The sequence below is a fragment of the Sphingomonas sp. SRS2 genome, assembly GCF_000971055.1.
Lineage (GTDB): Bacteria > Pseudomonadota > Alphaproteobacteria > Sphingomonadales > Sphingomonadaceae > Rhizorhabdus.
In genome coordinates this window covers 1-23,989 of sequence record NZ_LARW01000104.1, presented here as the reverse complement: position 1 = coordinate 23,989, position 23,989 = coordinate 1, and the positions used below count along the sequence as shown (strand labels likewise).

The 23,989-nt window shown below is 64.4% G+C and carries 18 protein-coding genes; 14 read left to right on the top strand and 4 right to left on the bottom strand.

The genetic code is table 11. The features are described from left to right. The first annotated feature begins 29 nt into the window (after positions 1-29). From WP12_RS15625 to WP12_RS15600, 6 genes are all read left to right on the top strand, one after another. Entirely contained in the window at positions 30-1,679 is a 1,650-nt protein-coding gene (locus WP12_RS15625) for an acetolactate synthase large subunit (protein WP_046194612.1), read from the top strand. Positions 1,680-1,778: 99 nt separating this feature from the next. Then, positions 1,779-3,215 carry an aldehyde dehydrogenase family protein gene (locus WP12_RS15620; RefSeq protein ID WP_046194611.1) on the top strand — a complete coding sequence of 479 codons (1,437 nt, stop codon included), beginning with the start codon at positions 1,779-1,781 and terminating at the stop codon, positions 3,213-3,215. Positions 3,216-3,331: 116 nt separating this feature from the next. Further along, positions 3,332-4,735, top strand: coding sequence for a multiheme c-type cytochrome (locus WP12_RS15615; RefSeq protein ID WP_084691187.1), 1,404 nt, complete (start codon positions 3,332-3,334; stop codon positions 4,733-4,735). Beyond that, complete coding sequence (locus tag WP12_RS15610; protein ID WP_046194610.1) at positions 4,732-6,738, top strand: heme-binding protein; 2,007 nt, start codon at positions 4,732-4,734, stop codon at positions 6,736-6,738. Before WP12_RS15615 ends, WP12_RS15610 begins: the two co-directional genes overlap by 4 nt. Next, positions 6,738-8,987 carry a hypothetical protein gene (locus WP12_RS15605; protein ID WP_235399162.1) on the top strand — a complete coding sequence of 750 codons (2,250 nt, stop codon included), beginning with the start codon at positions 6,738-6,740 and terminating at the stop codon, positions 8,985-8,987. Before WP12_RS15610 ends, WP12_RS15605 begins: the two co-directional genes overlap by 1 nt. Positions 8,988-9,022: 35 nt before the next feature. Beyond that, on the top strand, positions 9,023-13,081 hold the full coding sequence (locus WP12_RS15600) for a hypothetical protein (protein ID WP_443027882.1): 4,059 nt from the start codon (positions 9,023-9,025) through the stop codon (positions 13,079-13,081). 18 nt (positions 13,082-13,099) lie between these two features. Here the strand turns inward: WP12_RS15600 and WP12_RS15595 are convergent, their stop codons facing one another. The 4 genes from WP12_RS15595 to fsa all read right to left on the bottom strand — a co-directional run bounded on the left by WP12_RS15595 (position 13,100) and on the right by fsa (position 15,882). Beyond that, on the bottom strand, positions 13,100-13,615 hold the full coding sequence (locus WP12_RS15595) for a GNAT family N-acetyltransferase (RefSeq protein WP_046194609.1): 516 nt from the start codon (positions 13,613-13,615) through the stop codon (positions 13,100-13,102). Between the two features lie 3 nt (positions 13,616-13,618). Beyond that, a complete protein-coding gene (locus WP12_RS15590; protein ID WP_084691186.1) occupies positions 13,619-14,545 on the bottom strand; it encodes a tyrosine recombinase XerC in 927 nt (308 codons plus the stop codon). Then, complete coding sequence (locus WP12_RS15585) at positions 14,530-15,090, bottom strand: DUF484 family protein (protein ID WP_046194607.1); 561 nt, start codon at positions 15,088-15,090, stop codon at positions 14,530-14,532. The genes WP12_RS15590 and WP12_RS15585 overlap by 16 nt, the downstream gene beginning before the upstream one ends. Positions 15,091-15,228: 138 nt before the next feature. After that, positions 15,229-15,882: a fructose-6-phosphate aldolase gene (fsa, locus tag WP12_RS15580; RefSeq protein WP_046194606.1), complete on the bottom strand. Its 654-nt coding sequence runs from the start codon at positions 15,880-15,882 to the stop codon at positions 15,229-15,231. Between the two features lie 144 nt (positions 15,883-16,026). On the opposite strand from fsa, the gene WP12_RS15575 reads away from it, so the two are divergent. The 8 genes from WP12_RS15575 (at position 16,027) to WP12_RS15540 (ending at position 23,867) form a co-directional block, all read left to right on the top strand. Further along, on the top strand, positions 16,027-18,195 hold the full coding sequence (locus WP12_RS15575) for a primosomal protein N' (RefSeq protein WP_046194605.1): 2,169 nt from the start codon (positions 16,027-16,029) through the stop codon (positions 18,193-18,195). Between the two features lie 178 nt (positions 18,196-18,373). Further along, positions 18,374-19,123: a flagellar type III secretion system pore protein FliP gene (gene fliP / locus WP12_RS15570; RefSeq protein ID WP_443027880.1), complete on the top strand. Its 750-nt coding sequence runs from the start codon at positions 18,374-18,376 to the stop codon at positions 19,121-19,123. A 14-nt stretch (positions 19,124-19,137) separates the two neighbouring features. Further along, positions 19,138-19,419, top strand: coding sequence for a flagellar biosynthesis protein FliQ (gene fliQ / locus WP12_RS15565; RefSeq protein WP_046194603.1), 282 nt, complete (start codon positions 19,138-19,140; stop codon positions 19,417-19,419). A 10-nt stretch (positions 19,420-19,429) separates the two neighbouring features. Then, positions 19,430-20,212: a flagellar biosynthetic protein FliR gene (gene fliR, locus WP12_RS15560; protein ID WP_046194602.1), complete on the top strand. Its 783-nt coding sequence runs from the start codon at positions 19,430-19,432 to the stop codon at positions 20,210-20,212. A 1-nt stretch (position 20,213) separates the two neighbouring features. Continuing rightward, the gene (gene flhB, locus WP12_RS15555; protein ID WP_046194601.1) at positions 20,214-21,353 is read left to right on the top strand and encodes a flagellar type III secretion system protein FlhB; all 1,140 of its coding nucleotides are present in this window, start codon (positions 20,214-20,216) and stop codon (positions 21,351-21,353) included. A gap of 126 nt (positions 21,354-21,479) precedes the next feature. Further along, positions 21,480-23,108 carry a flagellar filament capping protein FliD gene (fliD, locus tag WP12_RS15550; protein ID WP_046194600.1) on the top strand — a complete coding sequence of 543 codons (1,629 nt, stop codon included), beginning with the start codon at positions 21,480-21,482 and terminating at the stop codon, positions 23,106-23,108. Positions 23,109-23,137: 29 nt separating this feature from the next. Further along, positions 23,138-23,536 (top strand): flagellar export chaperone FliS, encoded by a 399-nt coding sequence (locus WP12_RS15545; protein WP_046194599.1) that lies wholly within the window; start codon positions 23,138-23,140, stop codon positions 23,534-23,536. Positions 23,537-23,591: 55 nt separating this feature from the next. Next, complete coding sequence (locus WP12_RS15540; protein WP_046194598.1) at positions 23,592-23,867, top strand: hypothetical protein; 276 nt, start codon at positions 23,592-23,594, stop codon at positions 23,865-23,867. Positions 23,868-23,989 lie beyond the last annotated feature (122 nt).

The following is a 23,989-nucleotide window of genomic DNA, read 5'->3' as shown; positions in this document are numbered from 1 at the left end:
GGGGCGCGCCGCGACAGGGGGAGCATATCATGGGCACTAAGGCATCCGATCTCTTCATCCAGTGCCTGGAGGAAGAAGGCTGCGAATATATCTTCGGCGTTCCCGGCGAAGAAAATCTCGACATGCTGGACAGCCTGTCCCGCTCCAAGACGATCAAGCTGATCCTCACCCGCCACGAACAGGGCGCCGGCTTCATGGCCGCGACCTACGGCCGCCACACTGGCAAGACGGGCGTCTGCATGGCGACGCTCGGGCCGGGCGCGACCAATTTCGTCACCGCGGCGGCCTACGCCTATCTCGGCGGCATGCCGATCCTGATGGTGACCGGTCAGAAGCCGATCAAGAAGTCGAAGCAGGGCCGCTTTCAGATTCTGGACGTCGTCGACATGATGCGTCCGATCACGAAGTTCACCCACCAACTCGCCTCGGCGGACAATATCCCCAGCAAGGTTCGCGAAGCCTATCGCCTCGCCGAGGAAGAAAAGCCGGGCGCGACCCATATCGAATTCCCTGAGGATATCGCCGACGAGCATACTGACGAGGTGCCGCTGAAGCCCTCGCTGGCGCGCCGTCCGACGGCGGACACCAAGGCGGTCCGCGCTGCGGTCAAGATGATCGAGGAGGCCAAGTCGCCGATCCTCGTGATCGGCGCCGGCGGCAACCGCAAGCTCACTGGCCGGATGCTGCTCCAGTTCGTCGAGAAGACCGGCATTCCGTTCGTCACCACCCAGCTGGGCAAGGGCGTCGTCGACGAGACCCATCCGAAGTTCCTGGGCTGCGCGGCGCTCTCGGCCGGCGATTTCGTCCATCGCTCGATCGAGCATGCCGACCTCATCGTCAACATCGGCCATGACGTGATCGAAAAGCCGCCCTTCTTCATGAAGACCGGCGGCACCCCCGTGATCCACATCAGCACCAAGACCGCAGAGGTCGATCCGGTCTACTTCCCGCAGGTCGAGGTCATCGGCGATATCGCCAATGCGATCTGGCAGATGAAGGAAGACATCGTTCCTTCGGGCAAGTGGAACTTCGACTTCATGTTCAAGGCCCGCAAGGCCGAAGTCGAGCACACCGCATCGCTCGACGGTGACACCCGCTTCCCAATCTTCCCGCCGCATCTCGTCAAGGAAATCCGCAGCGCGATGCCGTCGGACGGCATCATCTGCCTGGACAACGGCGTCTATAAGATTTGGTTCGCCCGCAACTACAATGCACGCCAGGCGAACACCGTGCTGCTCGACAACGCGCTGGCGACGATGGGCGCGGGCCTGCCGTCGGCGATGGCCTCGGCGATGGTATATCCAGACCGCAAGGTCATGGCGATCTGCGGCGACGGCGGCTTCATGATGAACAGCCAGGAGATGGAGACCGCGGTTCGCCTCGGCCTCAACATCACCGTGCTGATCCTCAACGACAACTCCTACGGCATGATCCGGTGGAAGCAGGCGAACATGGGCTTCAAGGATTGGGGCCTGACCTATGGCAACCCCGATTTCGTCAAATATGCCGAAGCTTATGGCGCCTTCGGCCACCGCGTCGAGAGCGCGGATCACCTGACGAAGCTGCTCAAGCATTGCCTCGACACTCCCGGCGTTCACCTGATCGACTGCCCGGTCGACTATTCGGAAAACGACCAGATCCTGAACAAGGACATCAAGGACCTCAGCAAGAAGGTCTGATCACCCGTCACGCTCACGGAGGCGGGAATCGATGATTTCCGCCTTCGAGACTTTGGCTCGCCGCTGCGGCGGGGATGACGATAAAATGGACGGCAAGCGATGAAGCTCCAGGAAACCTACCCGCTCTATCTCGCCAATGAGGCGCAGCAGCCCAACACCGACCTGAAGGTGACCGACAAGTTCACCGGCGAGGTCGCGACGCTGGTCGCGCTGGCCGATGCCAAGACGATCGACAAGGGCATCGAATGGGCGGTCAAGGCCGCCGAACCGATGGCCAAGATGGCGAGCTATGAGCGGCAGGCGGTCCTGCAGCACTGCGTCGACCGTTTCACGGAGCGCAAGGACGAGCTGGCCTATGCGCTGTGCATCGAGGCGGGCAAACCGATCAACGATTCGCGCGGCGAGGTCGGCCGCCTGATCGACACCTTCCGCATCGCCGCCGAAGAATCGGTGCGCATGACCGGCGAGGTTCAGCCGCTCGATATCTCGCCGCGCGCCAAGGGCTATCAGGGCATGTGGAAGCGGGTGCCGATCGGCCCCTGCTCGTTCATCTCCCCATTCAACTTCCCGCTCAACCTGGCGGCGCACAAGATCGCACCGGCGATCGCGGTCGGCTGCCCCTTCGTCATGAAGCCGGCGAGCCGCACCCCACTGGGCGCAATCATCATGGGTGAAGTGCTCGCCGAGACCAACCTACCCAAGGGCGCCTTCTCGATCCTGCCGGCCGCGCGTGACGGCGCCGACCTGTTCACTACCGACGACCGGCTCAAGCTGCTGTCCTTCACCGGTTCGCCGGATGTGGGCTGGGACCTGAAGGCCCGCGCCGGCAAGAAGAAAGTCGTCCTCGAACTGGGCGGCAACGCCGCCGTGGTGATCGACGCCGACGCCGATCTCGATGACGCGGTCGCGCGCACCGTATTCGGAGCCTTCTACCAGTCGGGCCAGTCGTGCATCGGCGTGCAGCGCATCCTGGTCCATGACGCGGTCTACGATGCGTTCAAGGCCAAGCTGGTCGCGAAGACAAAGACGCTGATCGCCGGTAACCCACATGACGAAAAGACTTTCGTCGGCCCGATGATCGATGTGAAGGAGGCCGCGCGCCTCGACAACTGGATCCAGGAAGCCGTCGGCAAAGGCGCAAAGCTGCTCTGCGGCGGCAAGCGCGATGGCGCGATGCTCGAAGCCACCCTGCTCGAGGATGTCGATCCCGACACCAAGATCAATCGCGAGGAAGCATTCGGCCCTGCCGCCTTCCTGATCCGTTTCAGCGACTGGCACCAGGCGCTGAAGATCGTCAACGATTCCAAATTCGGCCTCCAGGCCGGCATCTTCACCCGCGATATCTTCAAGATTCTCGATGCGTGGGACGACCTCGACGTCGGCGGCGTCGTCGTGAACGATGTGCCCAGCTACCGCGTCGACAATATGCCATATGGCGGGGTCAAAGATTCCGGGCTTGGCCGCGAGGGCGTGAAGTTCGCGATGGAGGACATGACGGAGATTCGCAATCTCGTCATCCGTCGCCGAAGCGTCTGATAAGCTTTTTGAATGATTGCACTTCGCTCACTAAAGGGCGATAGGTGCAGTCATGGTAGCGGCATCGGGGCCAAGGCGTCGCTACTTGTGCGGATCGGCAGTTAGGGAGCGCCGAATTGGGGGGTAGAGTCTCGGGCAGGCTGTCCTTTGTCTGTGGCGTTCTGGGCGCCGCATTCCTGGGCTGCGCCCTCTTCTTCTTCGCTTTGACCAGCGGCGCCGAACGTGCCGTCGCGTCGTCGGCTTCCGCTACATCTTCCTATACTCATGTCGGGGTGGCCTCCTGCGCGGGCTCGACCTGCCATGGCCGCAGCGAGCCGACCGGCAAGGTCGTTCGCCAGGACGAAATTCTGCAATGGCAGAGCGCTTCGAGCCGCACTGGCGCGCACAGCCGTGCCTTCGCCGTGCTTGCCACGCCGCGCGGCCAGGCAATCGCCTCGAAACTCGGCATCGGATCCGCCACCTCGGCAGGCGAATGCCTCGGTTGTCACGCCGATCCGGCCTTCGCCGGCAAGGGACCACGCTGGCATGTCGAGGACGGCGTCGGCTGCGAATCCTGTCATGGCGGCGCGCAGCAATGGCTGAGCAGCCATTATGCGGTAGGCCAGACTCACGCGGCCAATGTCGCCCGGGGTCTCTATCCGCTCGAACAGCCCCGCGCCCGCGCCGAAAAATGCCTCGACTGCCATTTCGGCAGCGACAAGCCCGGCCAGTTCGTGTCGCATCGGATCATGGCCGCCGGTCATCCGCGCGTCGCCTTCGAAGTCGACCTCTTCTCGGCGCTCCAGCAGCATCATGACGAGGATGCCGACTATATTCGCCGCAAGGGCCGCACCAACAATGTCCAGCTCTGGGCAGTCGGCCAGGCCAGCGCGGTGAGCCGCGCGACGACATTGTTCGCCAATCCCCGCCTCGGCACCGACGGCATCTTTCCGGAAATCTACTTCTTCGATTGCCATACCTGCCATCGCCAGATCGTCGATGGCCCCAATGGCAAGGCTAACTGGGTGCCCAATCCGGGTCGGCCGATCCCGTCGGGCATGCCCGCGTTCAATGACGAGAACATGATCATGCTTTCGGCGGCCGCAAGGATCGCGGCGCCGGGCATGGCGGCGAAATTCGATGCGGATTCGAAGGCGTTCCACGCTGCGATGGCGAGAGACCGTGGCGCTGCCGTAGCGGCAGCCCGCAGGCTCGGCGCGTCGGCGGGTGCACTGGCCGATGCCATGGGTCGGGCATCGCTCGGCCGTGGCGAGACCTTCGCGATCATCGACAGCATCTCCAGCAGCGCGATCACTGCCCGCTTCACCGACTATGAAGGGTCGGCGCAGGCGGTGATGGCGATCGACACGCTGCTCAACGCGCTGGTTCGCCAGGGCCATGTCAGCCAGGATCGCGCCCGCAACGCACGCGGCGCGATCGATCGGGCCTATAAGGCGGTCGGCAACAGCAATGCCTATCGCCCAGCAGAATTCCGGGCGGCGCTGGGTCAGGCAGCGGCGTCGATAAGGGCGCTCAAATGATATTCTTCTCGCGTGCTGTAGCCGTACTTACCACGACTGCCTTCCTGCTCGCATCATGCGGCGGTGGCGGCGGTAGCTCGTCGACCCCGACGACTCCGACAACCCCCGCCCAGAATCCGGTCTTCGCGGTGCCCGCGCAGGAATCGTTGACCAGCACCGATGTTCAAAAGATCCTGTCGCAGACAGTCGAAGAAGCCGCCGCACGCAACAAGCCGGCGGTAATCGCCGTGGTCGACCGCGTCGGAAATGTCCTCGCCGTCTTCCAGATGAACGGCGCGCCGCCCACCCTTTCGCTGCGCACCACGCACCGCGCCGTAACCCCGACCGACGCCGAAGGCCTGGTCGTGGCAGGCTCGCCCGCGGCCAATCCGCTTGCGGCAGGCGCGATCGCCAAGGCGATTACCGGCGCTTATCTGTCGTCGTCCGGCAATGCCTTCTCGACCCGCACCGCGAGCTTCATCGTCCAGGAGCATTTTCCCGCCGGTGCCAACCAACTGCCGGGTGGCCCGCTGTTCGGCGTGCAGTTCAGCCAGCTGCCCTGTTCGGACTTCAACCAGCGCTATGCCGCTGCGGGCGGCGCCGGGGCCTTTACCGGACCCAAGCGCTCCCCGCTCGGGCTCGCGGCCGATCCGGGCGGTTTCCCACTTTATAAGAATGGCGTCGTCGTCGGCGGCATCGGCGTGATGGCTGATGGCCTTTATGGCTATGATCCCAATATCGACGACTTCGACAGCGACGATGACGAATTCATCGCCACCGCGGGCACCGTAGGCTTCGACGCGCCCGAGGCAATCCGCGCCAACAACATCCAGGCGGTCGTACAGCTGCGCTACAGCGATGCGACGGTCGCCGGCCTGCGCTCTGCCCCCGCCAGCGCCCGCGCCTTCTCCGCTCTTAACGGCACCGCCGGCTCGCTGGTCTCGATCCCAGGCTATTATGCGCAAGGCACTACGCCGACTGTTCTCGGCGGCAATGCCTATGGCAGCGAAGCTTCCGGCTACCGCGCCGCCACGGCTTCGGAGCGAAGCTCGAACAACACGATCGACAATGTCGACGCTTTCATCCTGACCAACGGATCGGGCGCCAACCGCTATCCGCTACGCGCCGGCACCGACGGCGCGCGCGTCTCGACCCCGCTGACCCAGGCTGAGGTCAAGGGGGTGCTCGAGGAAGCGTTCAAGATCATGAGCCGTACGCGCGCACAGATCCGCAAGCCGCTCGACAGCCCGGCACAGGTCACGATCTCGATCGTCGATACCGACGGCAGCATCCTCGGCGTCGCGCGCTCGCCCGATGCGCCGATTTTTGGCACCGACGTGTCGGTCCAGAAAGCACGAACCGCAGCCTTTTTCTCGGGACCAAATGCGGCAACCGACCTGCAGGGCAATCCGAGCGCCGACGTACAGGGCTTTGTCAGCCGGACCCGGACCTTCTTCAACGATCCCGCCGCGCTGACGGGCAAGAATGCCTTCGCCGCGCGCTCAATCGGCAATATCGCCCGTCCCTTCTTCCCCGACGGAGAAACCGCGCAGGCCAACGGTCCGTTGTCGCGCCCGTTCAACCAGTGGAGCCCCTTTTCAACCGGGCTCCAGACCGCGCTGATCGTGGGCAACATCGCCGAGCATCTCGGCTTCGTCCTTGGCGCATCGGCGACCGATACGCCGCAGCGCTGCACCAACAATCCCGACGTCGCCGGCAAGGCGCAGAACCGTCTCCAGAATGGCATCCAGATCTTCCCCGGCGGCGTGCCGATCTATCGCGGCAGCACGCTGATCGGGGCTGTAGGCGTGTCCGGCGACGGTATCGATCAGGATGACATGATCTCGTTCCTGGGCCTGTTCAACGGCGGCCAGCGCGTGAGCAGCGTCGCTCATGCGCCAACCGCGATCCGCGCCGATCAGCTCGTCGTCAATGTCGGCGCGGGGGTCCGCCTTCGCTACGTCAACTGCCCGTTCGCGCCGTTCCTCGACACCTCCGAACAAGTCGTGTGTGACAGAAAATAATGTCCGCACCGCTATCATCCCTTCTGCTGCACGCCGTCGCGCTGGCCTCCGCCGCCGCGGAAGAGGCACCGGTGACGAAGCCTGCGGCGACGCCGGTCGATGCTCCGGTCGCGAGCGATGTGACCGATGCGCAACTCGTCGCCGCCGCCCCTCCGCAGCCCATGGCGCCCGGGACGGTCGTGCCGCAGCCTGTCGCAGCCGCACCGCCAAGCTGGCTGCCGAATAAGAAGAAAGCTGCAAATCACCGGAAAGCGGTGATGGTACCGTCGATGGTCGCCCCGATATGGGTCGTCCCGGACGAACCGATCGTCGTGGCGACGGCGAGCACCGCAGGACAGGCCGCGGAACAGGCCGAGGCGCCCGTAGCGCCTGCGGCGACACCCGCCGCACCGCTCCCGACACAGGCCGCCGCAGCGCCGGTCGCACCGTCGGCGATCGAGACTGGAAACCCCGCCCTGCTCGCGGTGCCTTCCGCGATCGAACCCGGGGCCACGGTCGCCGATCCGATGATCGATGGCCGCCGTCGTCCCGGTTTTGTCGCCGAGCTTCCTGCGCCGGTCGTCCAGCACAATCCCGGTGCGGTGAACGCGCCGCCGCCCGAGGCGTTTCCGACCGATCAGTTTCCGATCCCCGACCGCTGGCGACTGGTCAAGGCGCTGTGCCCGGACAAGAACTTCACGGGCCTCCAGGCGGTCTGCCACTCAAAGCTGGATCCTTATCACCAGAATCCGCTCAAGGCGGACGTCCCTATTCAAATCGACAAGAAGCCCTTCTTCCTGCCGATCACCGGAGACGACTGGTTCTTCGGCATCAACGCGATCTCGGACTCGGTGCTGGAACCCCGCTCTTTCCCGACGCCGGTTGCGGACCAAACCAGCACCAATCCCGGCGCGATCGGCCAGTTCGGCCGGGACCGCAGCCTCGTCGCGGTGCAGACCTTCATCCTGGGCGCGGGTCTGACCAAGGGTTCGACCGCCTACAAGCCTCCGGATATCGAGTATCGCATCGCAGTCGCCTATCAGGTCAACTATGTGAATGTGCAGGAACGCCGCGTCCTGCACGTCGAATCGTCGCGCCCCACGCACCGCACCGACAGCTTCCTGGGTCTTCAGGAGCTGTTCGTCGATTATCACCTCGGCAACCGTTCCGATCGCTACGACTTCGATTCGATCCGCGTCGGCATCCAGCCTTTCCAGTTCGATTTCCGCGGCTTCCTGTTCCAGGATAATCAGCTCGGCTTCCGCTTCTTCGGCAACCGGGACAACAACCGCTATCAGTTCAACCTCCAGGCCATCTGGCGGCTCGAAAAGGATACCAATAGCGGCCTGAACGACGTCACTCGCAAACCTCGCGACGACTATGTGCTGCATGCGAACCTCTTCGCGCAGGATTTCCCGCTCGCCGGCCTCACGTCGCAGGCATCGGTCACGGTCAATCTGAACCGCGAGAAGGATCGCACGCTCGACCATAACGGTTTCCCGGTGCGCCCCGCGCTGCTGGGCGACCAGCGTCCGCGCGAATATGATGCCTATTATCTCGGCTACAGCCTCGACGGACGCGTCAAACGCTTCAACACGTCGACCAGCTTCTACGCCGTGCTCGGCCAGGACCGGAACAGCTTCTTCACCTCGAAGCCCGCCAAGATTCGTGCCTTCTTCGCCGCGAGCGAACTGAGCTACGATCTCGACTGGATCCGCGTGAAGCTGTCGGGCCTTTATGCGACCGGCGACAGCAATCCGAAGGACAACAAGGAAACCGGCTTCTCGGCGATTTTCGAGAATCCGATCTTCGCAGGCGCCGACACCAGCTACTGGATCCGTCAGGCCGTTCCCTTCGCGGGCGGCGGCATCAACGTCGCGATCGCGCCGCGCAACGGCATACTGAACGACCTGCGCACCTCTAAGGAGGAAGGCCAGTCCAACTTCAACAATCCGGGTACCATGCTGCTCGGCGTCGGCGCCGATTTCGATATCCTGCCGCAATTGCGGCTGTCGACGAACCTCAACCATCTGTGGTTCGAGAACACCGCCACGCTGCGCGAGCTGCGCAACGAGGGCAGCATCCCCAAGTCGATCGGCTGGGACCTGTCGGCGGCGCTGATATGGCGTCCGAGCATGGTGCAGAACGCCGTATTCCGCCTGTCCGGCGCGGCCTTCGATCCGGGTAAGGGCTTTTCGGACCTTTTTGCTAATTCTCGCGGGGACGACCGATATTATTCGGTCCTGTTCAACGCGATCCTGTCTTTCTGAGGACGTAGATGCGGGTTCTGGGTTCACTGATGACGATGCGATGGGCGGTTCGCAGCGCGCTGGCGCTGGCGGGCGCCGTCACCATCATCATGGCCGCCCCTACGCCGGCGCCGGCCGCGGGAGGCGAGAAACCCGTCGCGCGGACCTATCCGAAGTTCGCCGATGCGCCGCGCACACAGGAATGGGTCCAGGCCGACGAGAAGAGCGCCGGCTGCGTCTCCTGTCACACCGCGACCGATCGCAAGACGATGCACCAGACCGAGGCGGTCGTGCTCGGCTGCGTCGATTGCCATGGCGGCGACGCCACGGTCATGGTCGGTTCGCATCTGAAGATGACCGACAAGGCCTATGTCGCGACGCGCGACCGGGCGCATGTCCTGCCCAAATATCCGCAGAGCTGGCACTGGCCGTCCTCGGCCAATCCCAAGCGGAGCTACACGCTGCTCAACAAGGAAGCGCCTGAGTATATCCGCTTCGTGAACCCCTCGGACTATCGCGTCGCGCGCCAGGCGTGTGGCTCATGCCATATCGACATCATCCAGGCGGCCGAACGCTCGCTGATGGCGACGGGCGCCATGCTGTGGGGCGGCGGCGCCTATAATAACGGCATCGTTCCCTACAAGAATTATGTCTTCGGCGAGGCCTATACGTCGACGGGTCAGCCTGCGCAGATCAAGTCGCCGGGAGTCACGCCAGGAACCGTGACCCCCGAGCAGAAGGCACGCGGCGCCCTCCCAGTCATGTATCCGCTGCCGACCTGGCATGTCATCCCGCCTGGCGACGTCTTCCGGGTGTTCGAGCGTGGCGGCCGCAATATCAACAGCACCTTCGCCGAGATCGGCCTGCCCAACTCGCTCGGCGCCATCCAGCGCCTCGAGGAGCCTGGCCGTCCCGACCTGAAACAGTCCAACCGCGGCCCCGCCACGGGCCTGCGCGTCGCCATTCCGGTGCTCAACATCCACAAGACGCGCCTCAACGATCCGTTCATGTGGTTCATGGGCACCAACGATCAGCCCGGCGATTATCGCAACTCGGGCTGCGCCGGGTGCCATGTCGTCTATGCTAACGACCGCGAACCCAAGCACAGCCTGACCTACGCCAAATATGGGCGCGATGGTCAGACCGCGACGGTGGATCCGACGATCAAGGATAAGCTGGAGCCCACGGACGACGGCCATGGCGGTAGTCATGGCAAGTCAGCCGGCGGACATCCCTCGCCCGATCATGACGGACACGGCGTCGACAAGGCGGCCCATGGCGCGGAAGGCGTGCCGCAGCATCCGATCGGGGCGCAGAAGGAAAAGGGTCATCCGATCCAGCACGCCTTCACCAAGGCGATCCCGACCGCGCAGTGCATGAACTGCCACATGCATCAGCCCAACATCTTCCTGAACAGCTATCTCGGCTACACGATGTGGGATTATGAATCCGACGCGCCGCTGATGTGGCCCGAGAAGCAAAAATATCCGACGATCGCAGAGCGGCACGCCGTCCTCGATCGCAATCCCGAAGCGGCCGCCGCGATCGGCAAATGGAGCGACCTCGACTTCCTGCGTAATGTCGCCGACGATGTGAACCCGAAGGCCAAGGACACCCAGTTCGCCGACTATCACGGCCATGGCTGGAACTTCCGTGCGATCTACAAGCGTGACCGCGAGGGCAATCTGCTCGATGCCTCGGGCAACATCATTTCGCCCGACGATCCCGAGAAGTTTCGCAAGAACGGCACCGGCATGTTCGCGGAAGTCGGCGACCAGAAGGGCAAGGCTGTCCACATGATGGATATCCATGCCGAAAAAGGCCTGCAGTGCGCTGACTGCCATTTCTCGCAGGATAGCCACGGCAACGGCCTCATCTATGGCGAGGTCGCCAACGCGGTCGAGATCGGCTGCAAAGATTGCCACGGCACGCCCGACGCCTTCCCGACGCTGCGCACCTCCGGTCCCGCGGCGCCGCCGAACGGCACCGATCTGTCGCTGCTGCGCAATCAGGATGGCAAACGCCGGTTCGAGTGGACCGTCGACGCCGCCGGCGAACGCGTGCTGATCCAACGCTCGATCGTCGATCCCAAGCTCGAGTGGAAGGTCTCGCTGGTCAAGGAATCGGTCGATCGCACCAGCGCCTATTTCAATCCGCTGGCGGCGCGATCGAAGCTGATGGGCAAGATCGGCAAGGAAACCGGCAAATATGCCTGGGGCGCAGGCGTCGCCAAAGACGATCGCGCGCATAGCGACGAGAAGATGGCCTGCTTCACCTGCCATCTTTCCTGGACTACGTCGTGCGGCGGCTGCCATTTGCCGATCGAGGCGAACTGGAAGACCACGTCGCACAAATATGACGGGGCCGAGACCCGCAACTTCGCGTCCTACAACCCGCAGGTCGCGCGCGACGAGATGTATCAGCTCGGCATCCACCAGACGACCAAGGGCAATATCATCGCCCCGATCCGGTCGACCTCGGCGCTCGTCCTGTCCTCGACCAACCTCAACCGCGAGCGGATCTACATCCAGCAGCCGCCGATCTCATCGGCCGGCTTCTCCAGCCAGGCCTTCGCGCCGCATTTCCCCCACACGGTCCGCAAGACCGAGACGAAGAAGTGCACCGATTGCCACTTGTCGGACGAGGACGACAACAACGCCATCATGGCGCAGCTCAACCTGCTGGGCACCAACTTCGTCAACTTCGTCGGCATGAACGCCTGGACCGGCCTGGAAAAGGGCATCGAGGCGATCCGCGTCACCGAATGGGATGAGCCGCAGGCAGTGATCGGCTCCTACCTCCAGAAGTACGCCTACCCCGATTATTTCAAGGCGCATCTGGAGCATGGCCGGGAACTGATCGAATGGGTCCGCGGCAAGCGCTTCGACAAGAAGCTCTCCGGCGAGCCGCATTCGGTCGAGGAATTCGCGAACACGCACCACCCGACCGGTGGCGCCGCCCGCTGCCTCCAGCTTCGGGGCGAATATATGTATGTCGCCGAGGGCAAGGGCGGCTTCCAGATCTATGACGTCGCGTCGATCGCCAACAAGGGCACGTCGCAACGCATCATCACCGCGCCCTTCTCGCCGCTTGGCCATGACGCCAATGTCCAGAGCAGGAACGCGACCTGCGTGGCGATCCCGACCAACCAGTCGATCTCGACCGAGCGCAACGACCACATCGTCAAATATTATCCGGAGAACGAAGAGCAGAAGATGGGCGAGATCTATCGCTACGCCTTCGTGACGGACTCGGTTGAGGGCCTGATCGTCGTGAATGTCGAGACATTCTACGACGGCGAACCACGCAACAACTTCCTCAAGCGCACGGTGACCTGGAACGAGAATAACATCCTCGCCGGCGCACGCCACATCACGCTGGGCGGCAATTATGCCTACATCGCCGCCGATGCCGGTCTTGTCGTCGTGGACATCAGCGATCCCAAGCAGCCGCGCCTCACGGCGACGGTGCCGCTGCGCGACGCCCGCGCTTCGGCGCTCCAGTTCCGCTATCTGTGGGTCACGACGGCAGAAGGGCTCCAGCTCATCGATGTCACCCGGCTCGACAAGCCGGTGCTGGTGCCCGAGGCCACGCTGCCGATCGCCGATGCGCGACGCGTCTATCTCGCCCGCACCTATGCCTATGTCGCGGCGAAGCAGGACGGGCTGGTGATCGTCAACATCACCCGCCCGCTGAAGCCGGTGCTCTATCGCCGCGAAACCTTCGACGGCAGGATGAACGATGCCGAGGACGTGATTGTCGGTACCACCAACGCATCGCTATTCGCCTATGTCGCCGACGGCCGTAACGGTCTGAAAGTCGTCCAGCTTACCTCGCCCGACAGCCAGCCCAATTTCTACGGCTTCTCGCCCGCGCCGATGCCCGAGCTGATCGCCTGGGCAAAGACCCCCTCGCCCGCGCTGGCGCTGTCGAAGGGCCTCGATCGCGACCGCGGCGTTGACGAGAGCGGCAATCAGATCGCGGTCTTCGGCCGTATCGGCTCGCGCCCATTCAAGCGTAGCGAGATGGAGAGGCTGTTCCTCAACTCGAAAGGTCAGGTCTGGAAGGTCAACGACCGCCCGACCTTCACGGACTGGGTGCCGGCGAGGAAGTAGGCCGGATCGGGCGCCGGATTAGTCCAGCGGCTTCTCCAGCACCACCATCGTCAGCGGCGGATCGAGCTCGATCGGAAAAGCGCGGCGTTCGCCGGTCGGGCGATAGCCGCGCCGCTGATAATAAGCGATGAGTTCGGCACGCTGGTCGATGACGGTCATCTCCATCGAATGCGCCTCAAAGGCCGCGACCGCGATGTGTTCGGCCGCCTGAATAAGCCTTCTGCCCAAGCCGCCCGCCTGCATCAGCGGATCAACCGTCAGCAGCCCGAGATAGGCCGTGCCATGGCCCCGATCGCTGACCTGCACGCAGCCGATGATGCGGCCGCCATCAATCGCGGCCAGCAGCCGTTCATTGTCGTCGTCGATCGTGGCCGCGAGGATATCGTGGCTGGTGCGCTCACCCTCGCGAATGATGTCGGCCTCATGTGTCCAGCCAGACCTGGCCTCGTCGCCACGATAGGCCCGCTCGATGAGCGCGTGGAGCTCGGTCAGATCACCGTGCGTTACGCGGCGGATCGTAATATCCTCAGTCATTCGTCACGCCCTCGGATGCGCGTTGCGGTAGACGTCCATCAGATGCGCCGCATCGACGCCGGTGTAGACCTGGGTCGACGACAGGCTGGCATGGCCGAGCAGTTCCTGAAGCGAGCGCAGATCAGCGCCCCGCCCGAGCAAATGCGTCGCGAAACTGTGGCGCAGCGCATGCGGCGTGGTACGCTCACCAAGGCCAAGCCGTACCCGCGCGGCCTGCACGGCCCGACGGATCAGTTCGGGAGCCAGCGGGCCGCCCCGCGCACCCCGAAATAATATCTCGCCCGGCGACGCGCCATAAGGCGACAGCGCGACATAGCGGTCGATCGCCTCCCTGACCGGGCCGAGCATGGGCACCATACGGGTCTTGGCACGCTTGCCCGTGACGATCAGCGTGTCGCCCAGCGGCAATATGTCGCCGGTCAGCGCCATCGCCTCGCCGATCCGCAGGCCCGCGCCATAGAGCAGCAGCAACACCGCCTCGTCCCGCGCGGCGATCCATGGCTCGCTGGCGGATTCGGCGGCATCCTCGGCAATCGCGCTGATATCGTCGGGAGCGATCGGGCGTGGCACGCCCTTCTTGATACGCGGTCCCTTGACCTTGACCGGCTTGGCCGCGCCCTCATGTTCGGCGACATAGTCGAGGAAGGTGCGCACCGCCGAAAGCTCGCGCGCCGCCGACACATTGGTCAGTCCTTCGCCACGCCGCTCGGCGAGATAGCCGCGCAGATCGCCGCGATCGAGCTTCGACAGCAGCCGGCCATCGACCAGTTCGCCGCGATGCCGCCCGACGAAGGCGATCAGCCGATGCGCGGTGGCGAGATAAGCGCGGATAGTATGTTCGGAACGCCGCCGGTCGCGACGCAGATGACCGGCCCAATCGACCGCGAGGGTCCGGGCCGGATGATCATCCAAGTTCAGGGCAGTAACCACCGCCCTATCATGCGCGAAAGCATCGCGCCGAGGAACCCCAGCAATTCGGAGCCGGCGCGGGTCTCGAAACCCTGCGGCCGGCGCTGGCCCAGAGCGATGACGCCCCCCGGTAGCGGCGGTTCGGAGGGCAGCCGCACCAGTGCTTCGGCCCGGATCAGTTCCGACGCCGGACCGAACAGCGGATGGCCGCGTTCGACGCCACGCATCACCACGCCCTCAATATCGAGGATCGAGCGTTCGATGATCCGGCGCTCGACAAACTGCATACCCGAGGCATCGGCGCGCAAGCCCTGATCGCCCACGAACAGCGCGACCGACACGGCGTCGAGGCCGAGCAGATCGGGCCAGACCTGGGTGACGATATGGATGAGATGGTCGAGGCCGTCGGCCTCGGTCGCGGCCAGCACCGCGGCATGGATCGACGATACCGCACCGCTATGTCCGCGCGCGAAAGCGATCAGGTCCTGATTGGCTTCCTCGACTTCGGCCATCCGCCGCTTGAGCGTGGCCACCGCGCCGCCTTCGAAATCGATGACACTTCCCATGCCGCACAGTGTACGCCGCAATGGTTAACACACAATGGCGTAACGGTGTCCGCGATTGATATAGCGAGAAAATTCGGCTCGATGCCCGGCGCGGCGCAGACTTGGGGGTTGCCGCCCAGAACAGGGCGGCCGCCGCGATCAGAGGATGCTTTGCCCGGTCTTGGCCCAATCGGCCATGAAACCTTGTATGCCCTTCTCGGTGAGCGGATGATTGAACAGCGAGCGGATTACCGACGCCGGGGCGGTCATCACATCGGCGCCGATCTTGGCCGACTCGAGGACGTGGACCGGGTGGCGCACGCTGGCGACCAGGATTTCAGTGCCGAAGTCGTAATTATCATAGATCTGCCGGATGTCGGCGATCAGCCCCATCCCGTCGAAGCCGATATCGTCGTGCCGGCCGACGAACGGCGAAATGAAGGTCGCCCCCGCCTTGCCCGCGAGCAGGGCCTGGTTAGCCGAAAAGCACAGGGTGACGTTAACCATCGTGCCGTCGTCGCTGAGCGCCTTGCAGGTCTTGAGGCCGTCGATCGTCAGCGGCACCTTGATGCAGACATTGTCCGCGATCTTCCGAAGGATCTCGGCTTCCTTCATCATCGTTTCATGGTCCAGCGCGACCACCTCGGCCGAAACCGGACCATCCACCAGCCCGCAGATTTCGGCGATCACCTCGACGAATTTGCGTCCCGACTTCGCGATCAGCGATGGATTGGTGGTAACGCCATCGACCAGTCCGGTCGCGGCCATATCGGCGATTTCGGCGGTGTCGGCGGTGTCGACGAAGAATTTCATGAAGGCGTCCCTCAGATACGCAATTATCTGGCCCCGCCTATAACGAGGGCCGTCGCATCCGCCTAGGCACTGATGCGACGCGGACGAACAAAAGCCGCAGCCACGGCCATTGCGGCCCCCGGCCCCGCCCCCTAATCACATCGCATGGCCCGCGCCCATGTGCTCCTCCTCAACCCCGCCCTCGGGCCGCTTGATTATCGTGCCGACCGCGAGCATGCGATCGAGCCGGGCAGCATCGTCCTCGCTCCACTTGGCCCCCGCCAGATGGTTGGCGTGGTGTGGGAAGAGGAAACGCTGCCGTCCGCCGATCAGGTCGGCGACAACCGGCTGCGCCCGCTGCTCGAAGTCTATGACGTTCCGCCGATCGCGGCGCCGCTGCGCCGGCTGATCGAATGGACTTCGGACTATTATCTCGCGCCGCCCGCCGCAGTGTTGCGGATGACTCTGCCATCCTCCAGCGCGCTGGATGGCGCGCGCACGATCACCGAATATCGCGCGACCGGCGAGCGGCCTGGCCGCATGACTCCACAGCGCGAGCAGGCGCTCGACCGGATCGGCCAGCGCCAGGGGCTGATCCGCGAACTGGCGACGATTGCCGACGTTTCGGACGCGGTGATCCGCGGACTCGTCAAATCAGGTGCGATCGAGGCGGTGACGGTGTCGATCGACACCCCCTGGCCATCACCCGATCCGGATCATGCGGCCCCCGAGTTGTCCGACGAGCAGAAGCTTGCGGGCGGGGTGCTGGCCGATGCGGTGCGCGAGCAGGCCTTCCATCCCTTCCTGCTCGACGGCGTGACCGGATCGGGCAAGACCGAAGTCTATTTCGAGGCGATCGCCGAGGCATTGCGGATGGATCGCCAGACGCTGGTGCTGCTCCCGGAGATCGCGCTGACCGAGCCCTTCCTCAAACGTTTCGAGGCGCGTTTCGGCCATCTTCCCGTGGTCTGGCACAGCGAGCTGCGCCAGTCGCAGCGGCGGCGCGCATGGCGCGGCATCGCCCATGGCGAGGCGCGGGTGGTCGTGGGCGCGCGATCGGCGCTGTTCCTGCCGTATCGCAATCTCGGCCTGATCATCGTCGACGAAGCGCATGAGACGAGTTTCAAACAGGAGGACGGCGTCCTCTATCATGCCCGCGACGTCGCGGTGATGCGGGCGAAGCTCGAGGAGATACCGATCGCCCTCGCGACCGCCACTCCGGCGATCGAGACGCGCCAGCAGGCGGCGATCGGGCGCTATACCGAACTGAAGCTGACCGCGCGTCACGGTGGCGCGGAAATGCCTGCGATCGAGGCGATCGACCTGCTCGCCGATCCGCCGCCGCGCGGGCGCTGGATCGCGCCCGATCTGGTCAAGGCGATCGAGGACCGGCTGGAAAAGAAGGAGCAGAGCCTGCTCTTCCTCAACCGGCGCGGCTATGCGCCGCTGACTCTGTGCCGCACCTGCGGCCACCGTTTCCAATGTCCCAATTGCACCGCATGGATGGTGGAACACCGCCTGCTGAGCCGGTTGCAATGCCATCATTGCGGCCACAGCATGCCCCCGCCCGCCACTTGTCCCGAATGCAAGGACGAGGACAGCCTGGTGGCCTGCGGCCCCGGCGTCGAGCGGATCGCCGACGAGGTCACGGCGCTGTTTCCCGATGCGCGGATCGCCATCGCGACGTCGGACACCCTGTCCACGCCCGCGCGCGCCGCCGAGTTCGTCGAGCGGATGGAGGCAGGCGATATCGACGTCGTCGTCGGCACCCAGCTCGTCACCAAGGGCTACCATTTTCCCGAGCTTACCCTGGTCGGGGTGATCGATGCAGATCTCGGCCTCGCAGGCGGCGACCTGCGCGCCGCCGAGCGCAGCTTCCAGCAGATCGCCCAGGTCGCCGGACGCGCCGGGCGGGGGGCGAAGCCGGGCCATGTCTATATCCAGACCCATGCTCCCAAGGCGCCGGTGATTCAGGCGCTGCTCTCGGGCGATGCGCAGAGCTTCTACGCCGCCGAGACCGAGGCCCGTAAGTTGGCCGACGCGCCGCCCTTCGGCCGCTACGCCGCCATCATCATCTCGTCGGAAAAGCTGGAGGAGGCCGTCTCGACCGCGCGGATGATCGGCCGCACTTCGCCTGCGATCGACGGGATGCAGGTATATGGTCCCGCACCTGCCCCGCTGGCGATGCTGCGCGGCCGGCATAGGCAAAGACTGCTGGTCCATGCGCGGCGCTCGCTCGACGTCCAGCAGGTGATCCGCGGCTGGCTCGGCCCGCTCGAATGGCCGCGCGGCGTCCGCGTCGCGGTCGATGTCGACCCCTACAGCTTCCTGTGAACGTGGCTCCGGCACGTCGCTCAGCCGGTAAAATCTGGGGATAAGTAGCAGCTATCGACAATAGCGGCCCCGGCCCTCGTTGGGGTGACGCCCGGTTGGCAGGAAGGCGCTTGAAGTTAACCTGTCCAAGTGCTGAAACCCGATCATGACGGCTCAGCGCATTCGATCGATTCTGTCTATGGCGGCCATGCTGCTGCTGACTCTCCTGATCACAGAACCCGCGCTGGCCTCGACCGCCGGGCCGGCCCAGACCGCCGCGCTCGACCGCGCGATGGGGACGATCTCGGGCGATGGCCGCCCGCTCTCGCTGTCGTTGCAGATTCTGGTGATGATGAGCCTGTTGACGGTGCTGCCGTCATTGGTGCTGATGATGACCAGTTTCACCCGGATCATCATCGTATTGTCGCTGCTGCGCCAAGCGCTCGGCCTGCAACAGACGCCACCCAACCAGGTGCTGGTCGGCCTCGCGCTGTTCCTGTCGCTGTTCGTGATGAAGCCGTCGATCGACCAGATCAACGCCAACGCCTTCAAACCCTATGGCGCCGGACAGATCACGATCGAAGAGGCGGTGACGCGCAGCGGCACCGTGCTCCACCGCTTCATGGTCCTCCAGACGCGCCAGACCGATCTCAAGCTGTTCGCCGATCTCGCCAAGGCCCCCCGCTTCGCCCGTGCGTCGGATATTCCCTTTTCCATCCTCCTGCCGGCCTTCGTGACCAGCGAACTCAAGACCGCATTTCAGATCGGTTTCCTGATCTTCCTGCCCTTCCTCGTCATCGATCTCGTCGTCGCATCGACGCTGATGTCGCTTGGCATGATGATGTTGTCGCCTGCCATTATATCGATGCCTTTCAAGCTCTTACTGTTCGTTCTTGTAGACGGATGGGCACTGACCATGGGCTCTCTCGCGGGCAGTTTCGCGACATGACGGGGCGCTGAACCGTGGAAAGCGCCGGATCGCCCGACTATTTCATCGGCGTCGCCCAGCAGGCGATGTGGATTCTCGCGCTCGCCTCTGCGCCGATCCTGATACCGGCGCTGATCGCCGGCATCATCCTCGGCATGATCCAGGCGGCGACTTCGATCAACGAACAGACGTTGAGCTTCGTCCCAAAGCTGATCGTCGTCGGCATCGCACTGGCGCTGTTCGGCAGCGCGATCATGATGCTGCTCGCCGATTTCACCCGCGACATCTTCGCGCGCATTCCGGACATGCTCCGATGATGCGCGCCCGATGATCCCGCAGGGCCTGGCCGGGCTGGAAACCCAGCTCTGGCTCTGGATGATCGCGATGATCCGGCCCGGTGCCGCCTTCATCGCCGCCCCCGTCTTCGGCGCGCCGCAGGTGCCGCTCCAGCTTCGCGCGGTCATCGCGCTGGCGATCGGCATCCCGGCGCTGGCCAACACGCCCTTCGTGATGCCCGTCGACGGGGTCGTCTCGGTGACGGGCTTCCTGCTCGTGACCGGCGAGGTGCTGGCGGGACTTGCCATCGGCTTCGCGGTACAGATCGGTTTTTCCGCCGCGCTCGTCGCGGGCGAGGTGATCGGCAACGCCATGGGGCTGGGCTTCGCCGGCATGATGGATCCCGCGACGGGCTCCCCTTCCCCCGCGATCAGCCAATATCTGTCGCTGATGGCGATCTTCCTCTTCCTGGCGACCGGCGGCCATCTTCAGCTCGCCGCGATCATCGTCGAAAGCTATCGCGCGCTGCCGCCGGGCGAGGCCTGGATGGGCGCCAAAAGTATTCAGGGGCTCGTCCTGTTCGGGGGCGACCTGTTCGCGGCGGGGCTCGCCATTGCCCTTCCGGTGGGCTTCGCCGTCATTCTCGTCCAGCTCGTCATGGCGATGCTGGCGCGGTCGGCGCCGCAGATGAACATCTTTTCGGTCGGCCTGCCCGCTACATTGATGGCCGGGCTCGTGCTATTGGCGATCGCGGCGCCCGTGATGGGCGACGGCGTAACCGCGGCGCTTCAACGCGGCCTCGCCGAAGCGCGCCAGATAGCATTGGGACGCTGAAATGGCCGAAGGTCCGGAGGACGACGAAAAGACCGAAGCCCCGACGGCCAAGCGTCGGCAGGACGCGGTCGAAAAAGGCGATGTCCTTCAATCGAAGGAGCTCGGCACCGCACTGGTGATGATCGTCGGTGCGGGGTGGATCGCCATCGCTGGGCCATGGGCTATCGCGACGCTCAAGCGGATGCTGTCCAACGCCTTGTCCTTCGACAGCAGCGCCATCGAACGCTTCGACCCCGCTTCGGCGATCCTGACGACGTTGATGACGGTCGCGCTGCCGATCGCCCTGCTCTTCCTGCTGACCTTCGCCGCATCGATCGCGGCCCCCGCAATGCTCGGATCGCTCGGCTTCCGCTGGTCGGCGATCGCCTTCAAGGGCAACAAGCTCAACCCGCTGGCGGGGCTCAAACGCATCTTCGGGATGCAGGGGCTGATCGAACTCGGCAAGTCGTTGCTGAAGATCGTCGCGCTCGGCGCGGTCGGCTACTGGCTGCTGATGGACCAGATCGCCTCGATCGTGACGCTGGGCCAGCAAGACCTGAAGACAGCGCTCGACAGCCTCGGCGCATCGTTCATCTTCGCGGTGCTGGTGATGACGCTGGCGCTGGCGCTGGTCGCGGGCGCCGACGTCCCGGCGCAGATTTTCCAGCGCGGCAAACGGCTGCGCATGTCGAAACAGGAAATCAAGGACGAGAGCAAGCAGACCGAAGGTTCGCCCGAGCTCAAGGCCGCAATCCGGCAGAAGCAGATGCAGGTCGCCAGAGGCTCTGCGCGCAAGGCCGTGCTCGAATCGACTGTCGTGCTGACCAACCCGACCCACTTCGCGGTCGCCCTGCGCTACAAGCCCGGATATGACGTTGCGCCGATCGTCCTCGCCCGCGGCCGGGGCGCGACCGCCCAGGCGATCCGCGAACTTGCGACCGAAAATGCGGTGCCCATGCTGCAATATCCGCAGCTCACCCGCGCCATTTACTATACGAGCCAATCGGGTCAGCTGATCCGCGACGACCTGTTCATCGCGGTGGCCGCGATCCTCGCCTTCGTCTTCAATCTCGACCGCGCCATGGCCGAAGGAATAGTCCAGCCCGACGTCGACGTCCCCGCCGGCGCGCGGTTCGACGAAGATGGCAAAACGGTGCGTTAAGCCTCGCCGGCGCGCCGGGAACCGAGAGCAAGAAACATCCTTAGCGCGCGTTAGGGAATTAAAAGGACTTAGCGGGCTAAACACCGCCTTCGATGCGCCGTTACCGGCAGCAATGAGGTGGTGATAATGGTTACGTCGATTGGTTCTTCGATTCTCACGGCGCTGGGCGCGTCGAGCATCGATACGGCGTCGCTCGTCGATCAGCTCGCGACCGCGACGATCGCCAGCAAGAAGGACTCGCTGACCACCCGTCAGACCAGCAACACCAGCAAGATTTCCGACCTCGCCACGGCGGTCAGCTCGATCAGCGGCTTCTCCTCGGCATTGTCGAGCCTGATATCGGGCGGCACGCTCTATACCCAGCCCACCACATCGAACAGTTCGATCGTCAATGTCAGCGCACTCGCCGGCGCACGGCTCAAGGGCCTGTCGGCGACAATCCAGGTCGGCCAGCTCGCCACTGCCCAGACGCTGACGGCAGCCCCGCTCGCCTCGGCAGCCACCGCGGTTGGCGAAGGCACAATGACGTTGACCGTGGGCAGCCAGACCAAGACGATCACGATCGACGCGTCGAATAATTCGCTGGCGGGCCTCGCCAAGGCCATCAAGGATTCAGGACTCGGCGTCACCGCCAGCACCGTGACCGACTCGACCGGCACCCGGCTGGTGATCAAGGGCTCGACCGGGACGGCCAATGCTTTTTCGCTGACCCAGGCAACCGGTGATCCGGCGGGGCTCGGCCGCTTTGCGTTCGATCCGACTACCTATGATCCCGACAATATCACGGGGATGACCCGGCAGCAGGAAGCCCAGAATGCCGAACTGATCGTCGACGGCGTCGCGGTCAGCAAGGCGACCAACAGCTTCAGCGACGTGATCGAGGGCGTGAAGATCGACCTTGTCTCGGCCTCGCCCGGCACGACCATATCGATCGGATCGAGCCAGCCCGTCGACGCGATCAAGACCGCCGTGAGCGATTTCGTGGCAGCGTTTAACGAGATGAAGTCGACACTCGCGACGATGACCGGCACCGAAGGCTCGTTGCGGAGCGACTCCGGTATCCGCTCGCTTGTCCAGCGGCTCGGCGCGCTTACCTCGACCAAATTGACCTTTGCCACCGACGGCAGCCCGACGACGCTCGCCGAAATCGGCGTATCGACCAACCGTGACGGTACGCTGAGCCTCGACGCCGCCAAGCTGTCATCCGTGATGATATCCAACCCGGACGCGGTCGAAGCGATGTTCAACCCGGGCCAGCGCAGCAGCAATGCGCTGATCCAGATCACCAGCCAGGTCGGCAAGGTGAAGGGCGGGATCTACACTGTCACCAACGCCGTTCCCGGCAATGGAACGGTGGGCGCTTCGGCGACCCTCGACGGCGGCTATACGCTCCCGGTGGGCGCGACGGGCGTCTCCGCTTCCTACCTGTCCGCAGCCTCCGGCCTGTCCTTCGACGTGCTCGGGCCCGTCACCAGCGCGACGATCACCATCGATCTTGGTCTTCAGGGCGCGCTGGATGCGATCAAGAACGAACTGACGGCGAGCGCCGGCCCCCTCACCTCTTCGCAGAAGAAGCTTGAGGTCGAGAAGGAAGCCATCTCCAAGGAGCAGGAGAAGCTCACCGCGAAGGACACCGCCTATCGCGCGCAGCTCTCCCTACAGTTCACCCGGATGCAGGGCGCCCTGCTCGCCTATAGTTCGACGCAGAGCTACCTGACCCAGCAGGTCAAGCTGTGGACGAACGAAGGCAGTTAATTTCACCCCCGCAGACAAGAGGGAAAGTCATGTTCCAGAGCAACGGCTACGGCGCCATGGGCGGCGCCAAGATGCGCTATCAGACGGTCGACGTCGCCAGCCAGGTCGAGGGCGCTTCGCCGCATCGGCTGGTCGGCATCCTGTTCGAGGAGCTGATGAAGGCCACCGAAATCATGCTGGCCGCGATGCGCGCCGGCAATCGCGCCAAGATGATCGACAAGCAGGCCCGTGCCGCGAACATCCTGCTCGCGCTCGAAACCAGCCTCGATTTCCGCAATGGCGGCGAGATCGCCCTCAACCTGGCCCGGGTCTACCGCGAATCGCGCCGGCTGGTGCAGCTGGGCGGCCGCACCAATGATCCGGCGCAGGTCGAAACCGCGCGCGGCTATCTCAGCGAGATCGTCGACGCCTGGGAGCAGATCGGCTGATTTTAAGACAGTCTTAACGCTGCCCGACGCATCATCGCCCGACAGGAGGCCTTCCATGGCGTTGAAGCACAAGACCGAGATCGAAGCCGTCGCGTTCAGGGAACGGCGCACCAAGGGCCGCCTCGTCGCGTTCAACGCGGATATCGTCGCCGAGCATGTCCCCTCGCCTGCCCATGCGCTTCAGCAGATGCTGGCAGAGCGTACCTCCGACGGCTTTATCGCCGGCCCGACAGAGCGCCGCCGCGCGCTGGTCCGTTTTCTGGGCACCGCGCTTCTGCTGTGGGGCGGCAGCGCCGCCGCCCTCGCCACGATGATGGCGTTCGCGCGCTAGAGTTTGTTTCACTTACGTGGAAGCGGTACCGGCCCGCTCCCCCACCCAACCTCCCGATATATTACGCTGGATCGGGAGGTTGGGTGGGGGAGCGGGCCGGTACCGCCGTTTCAGCTTCGCTG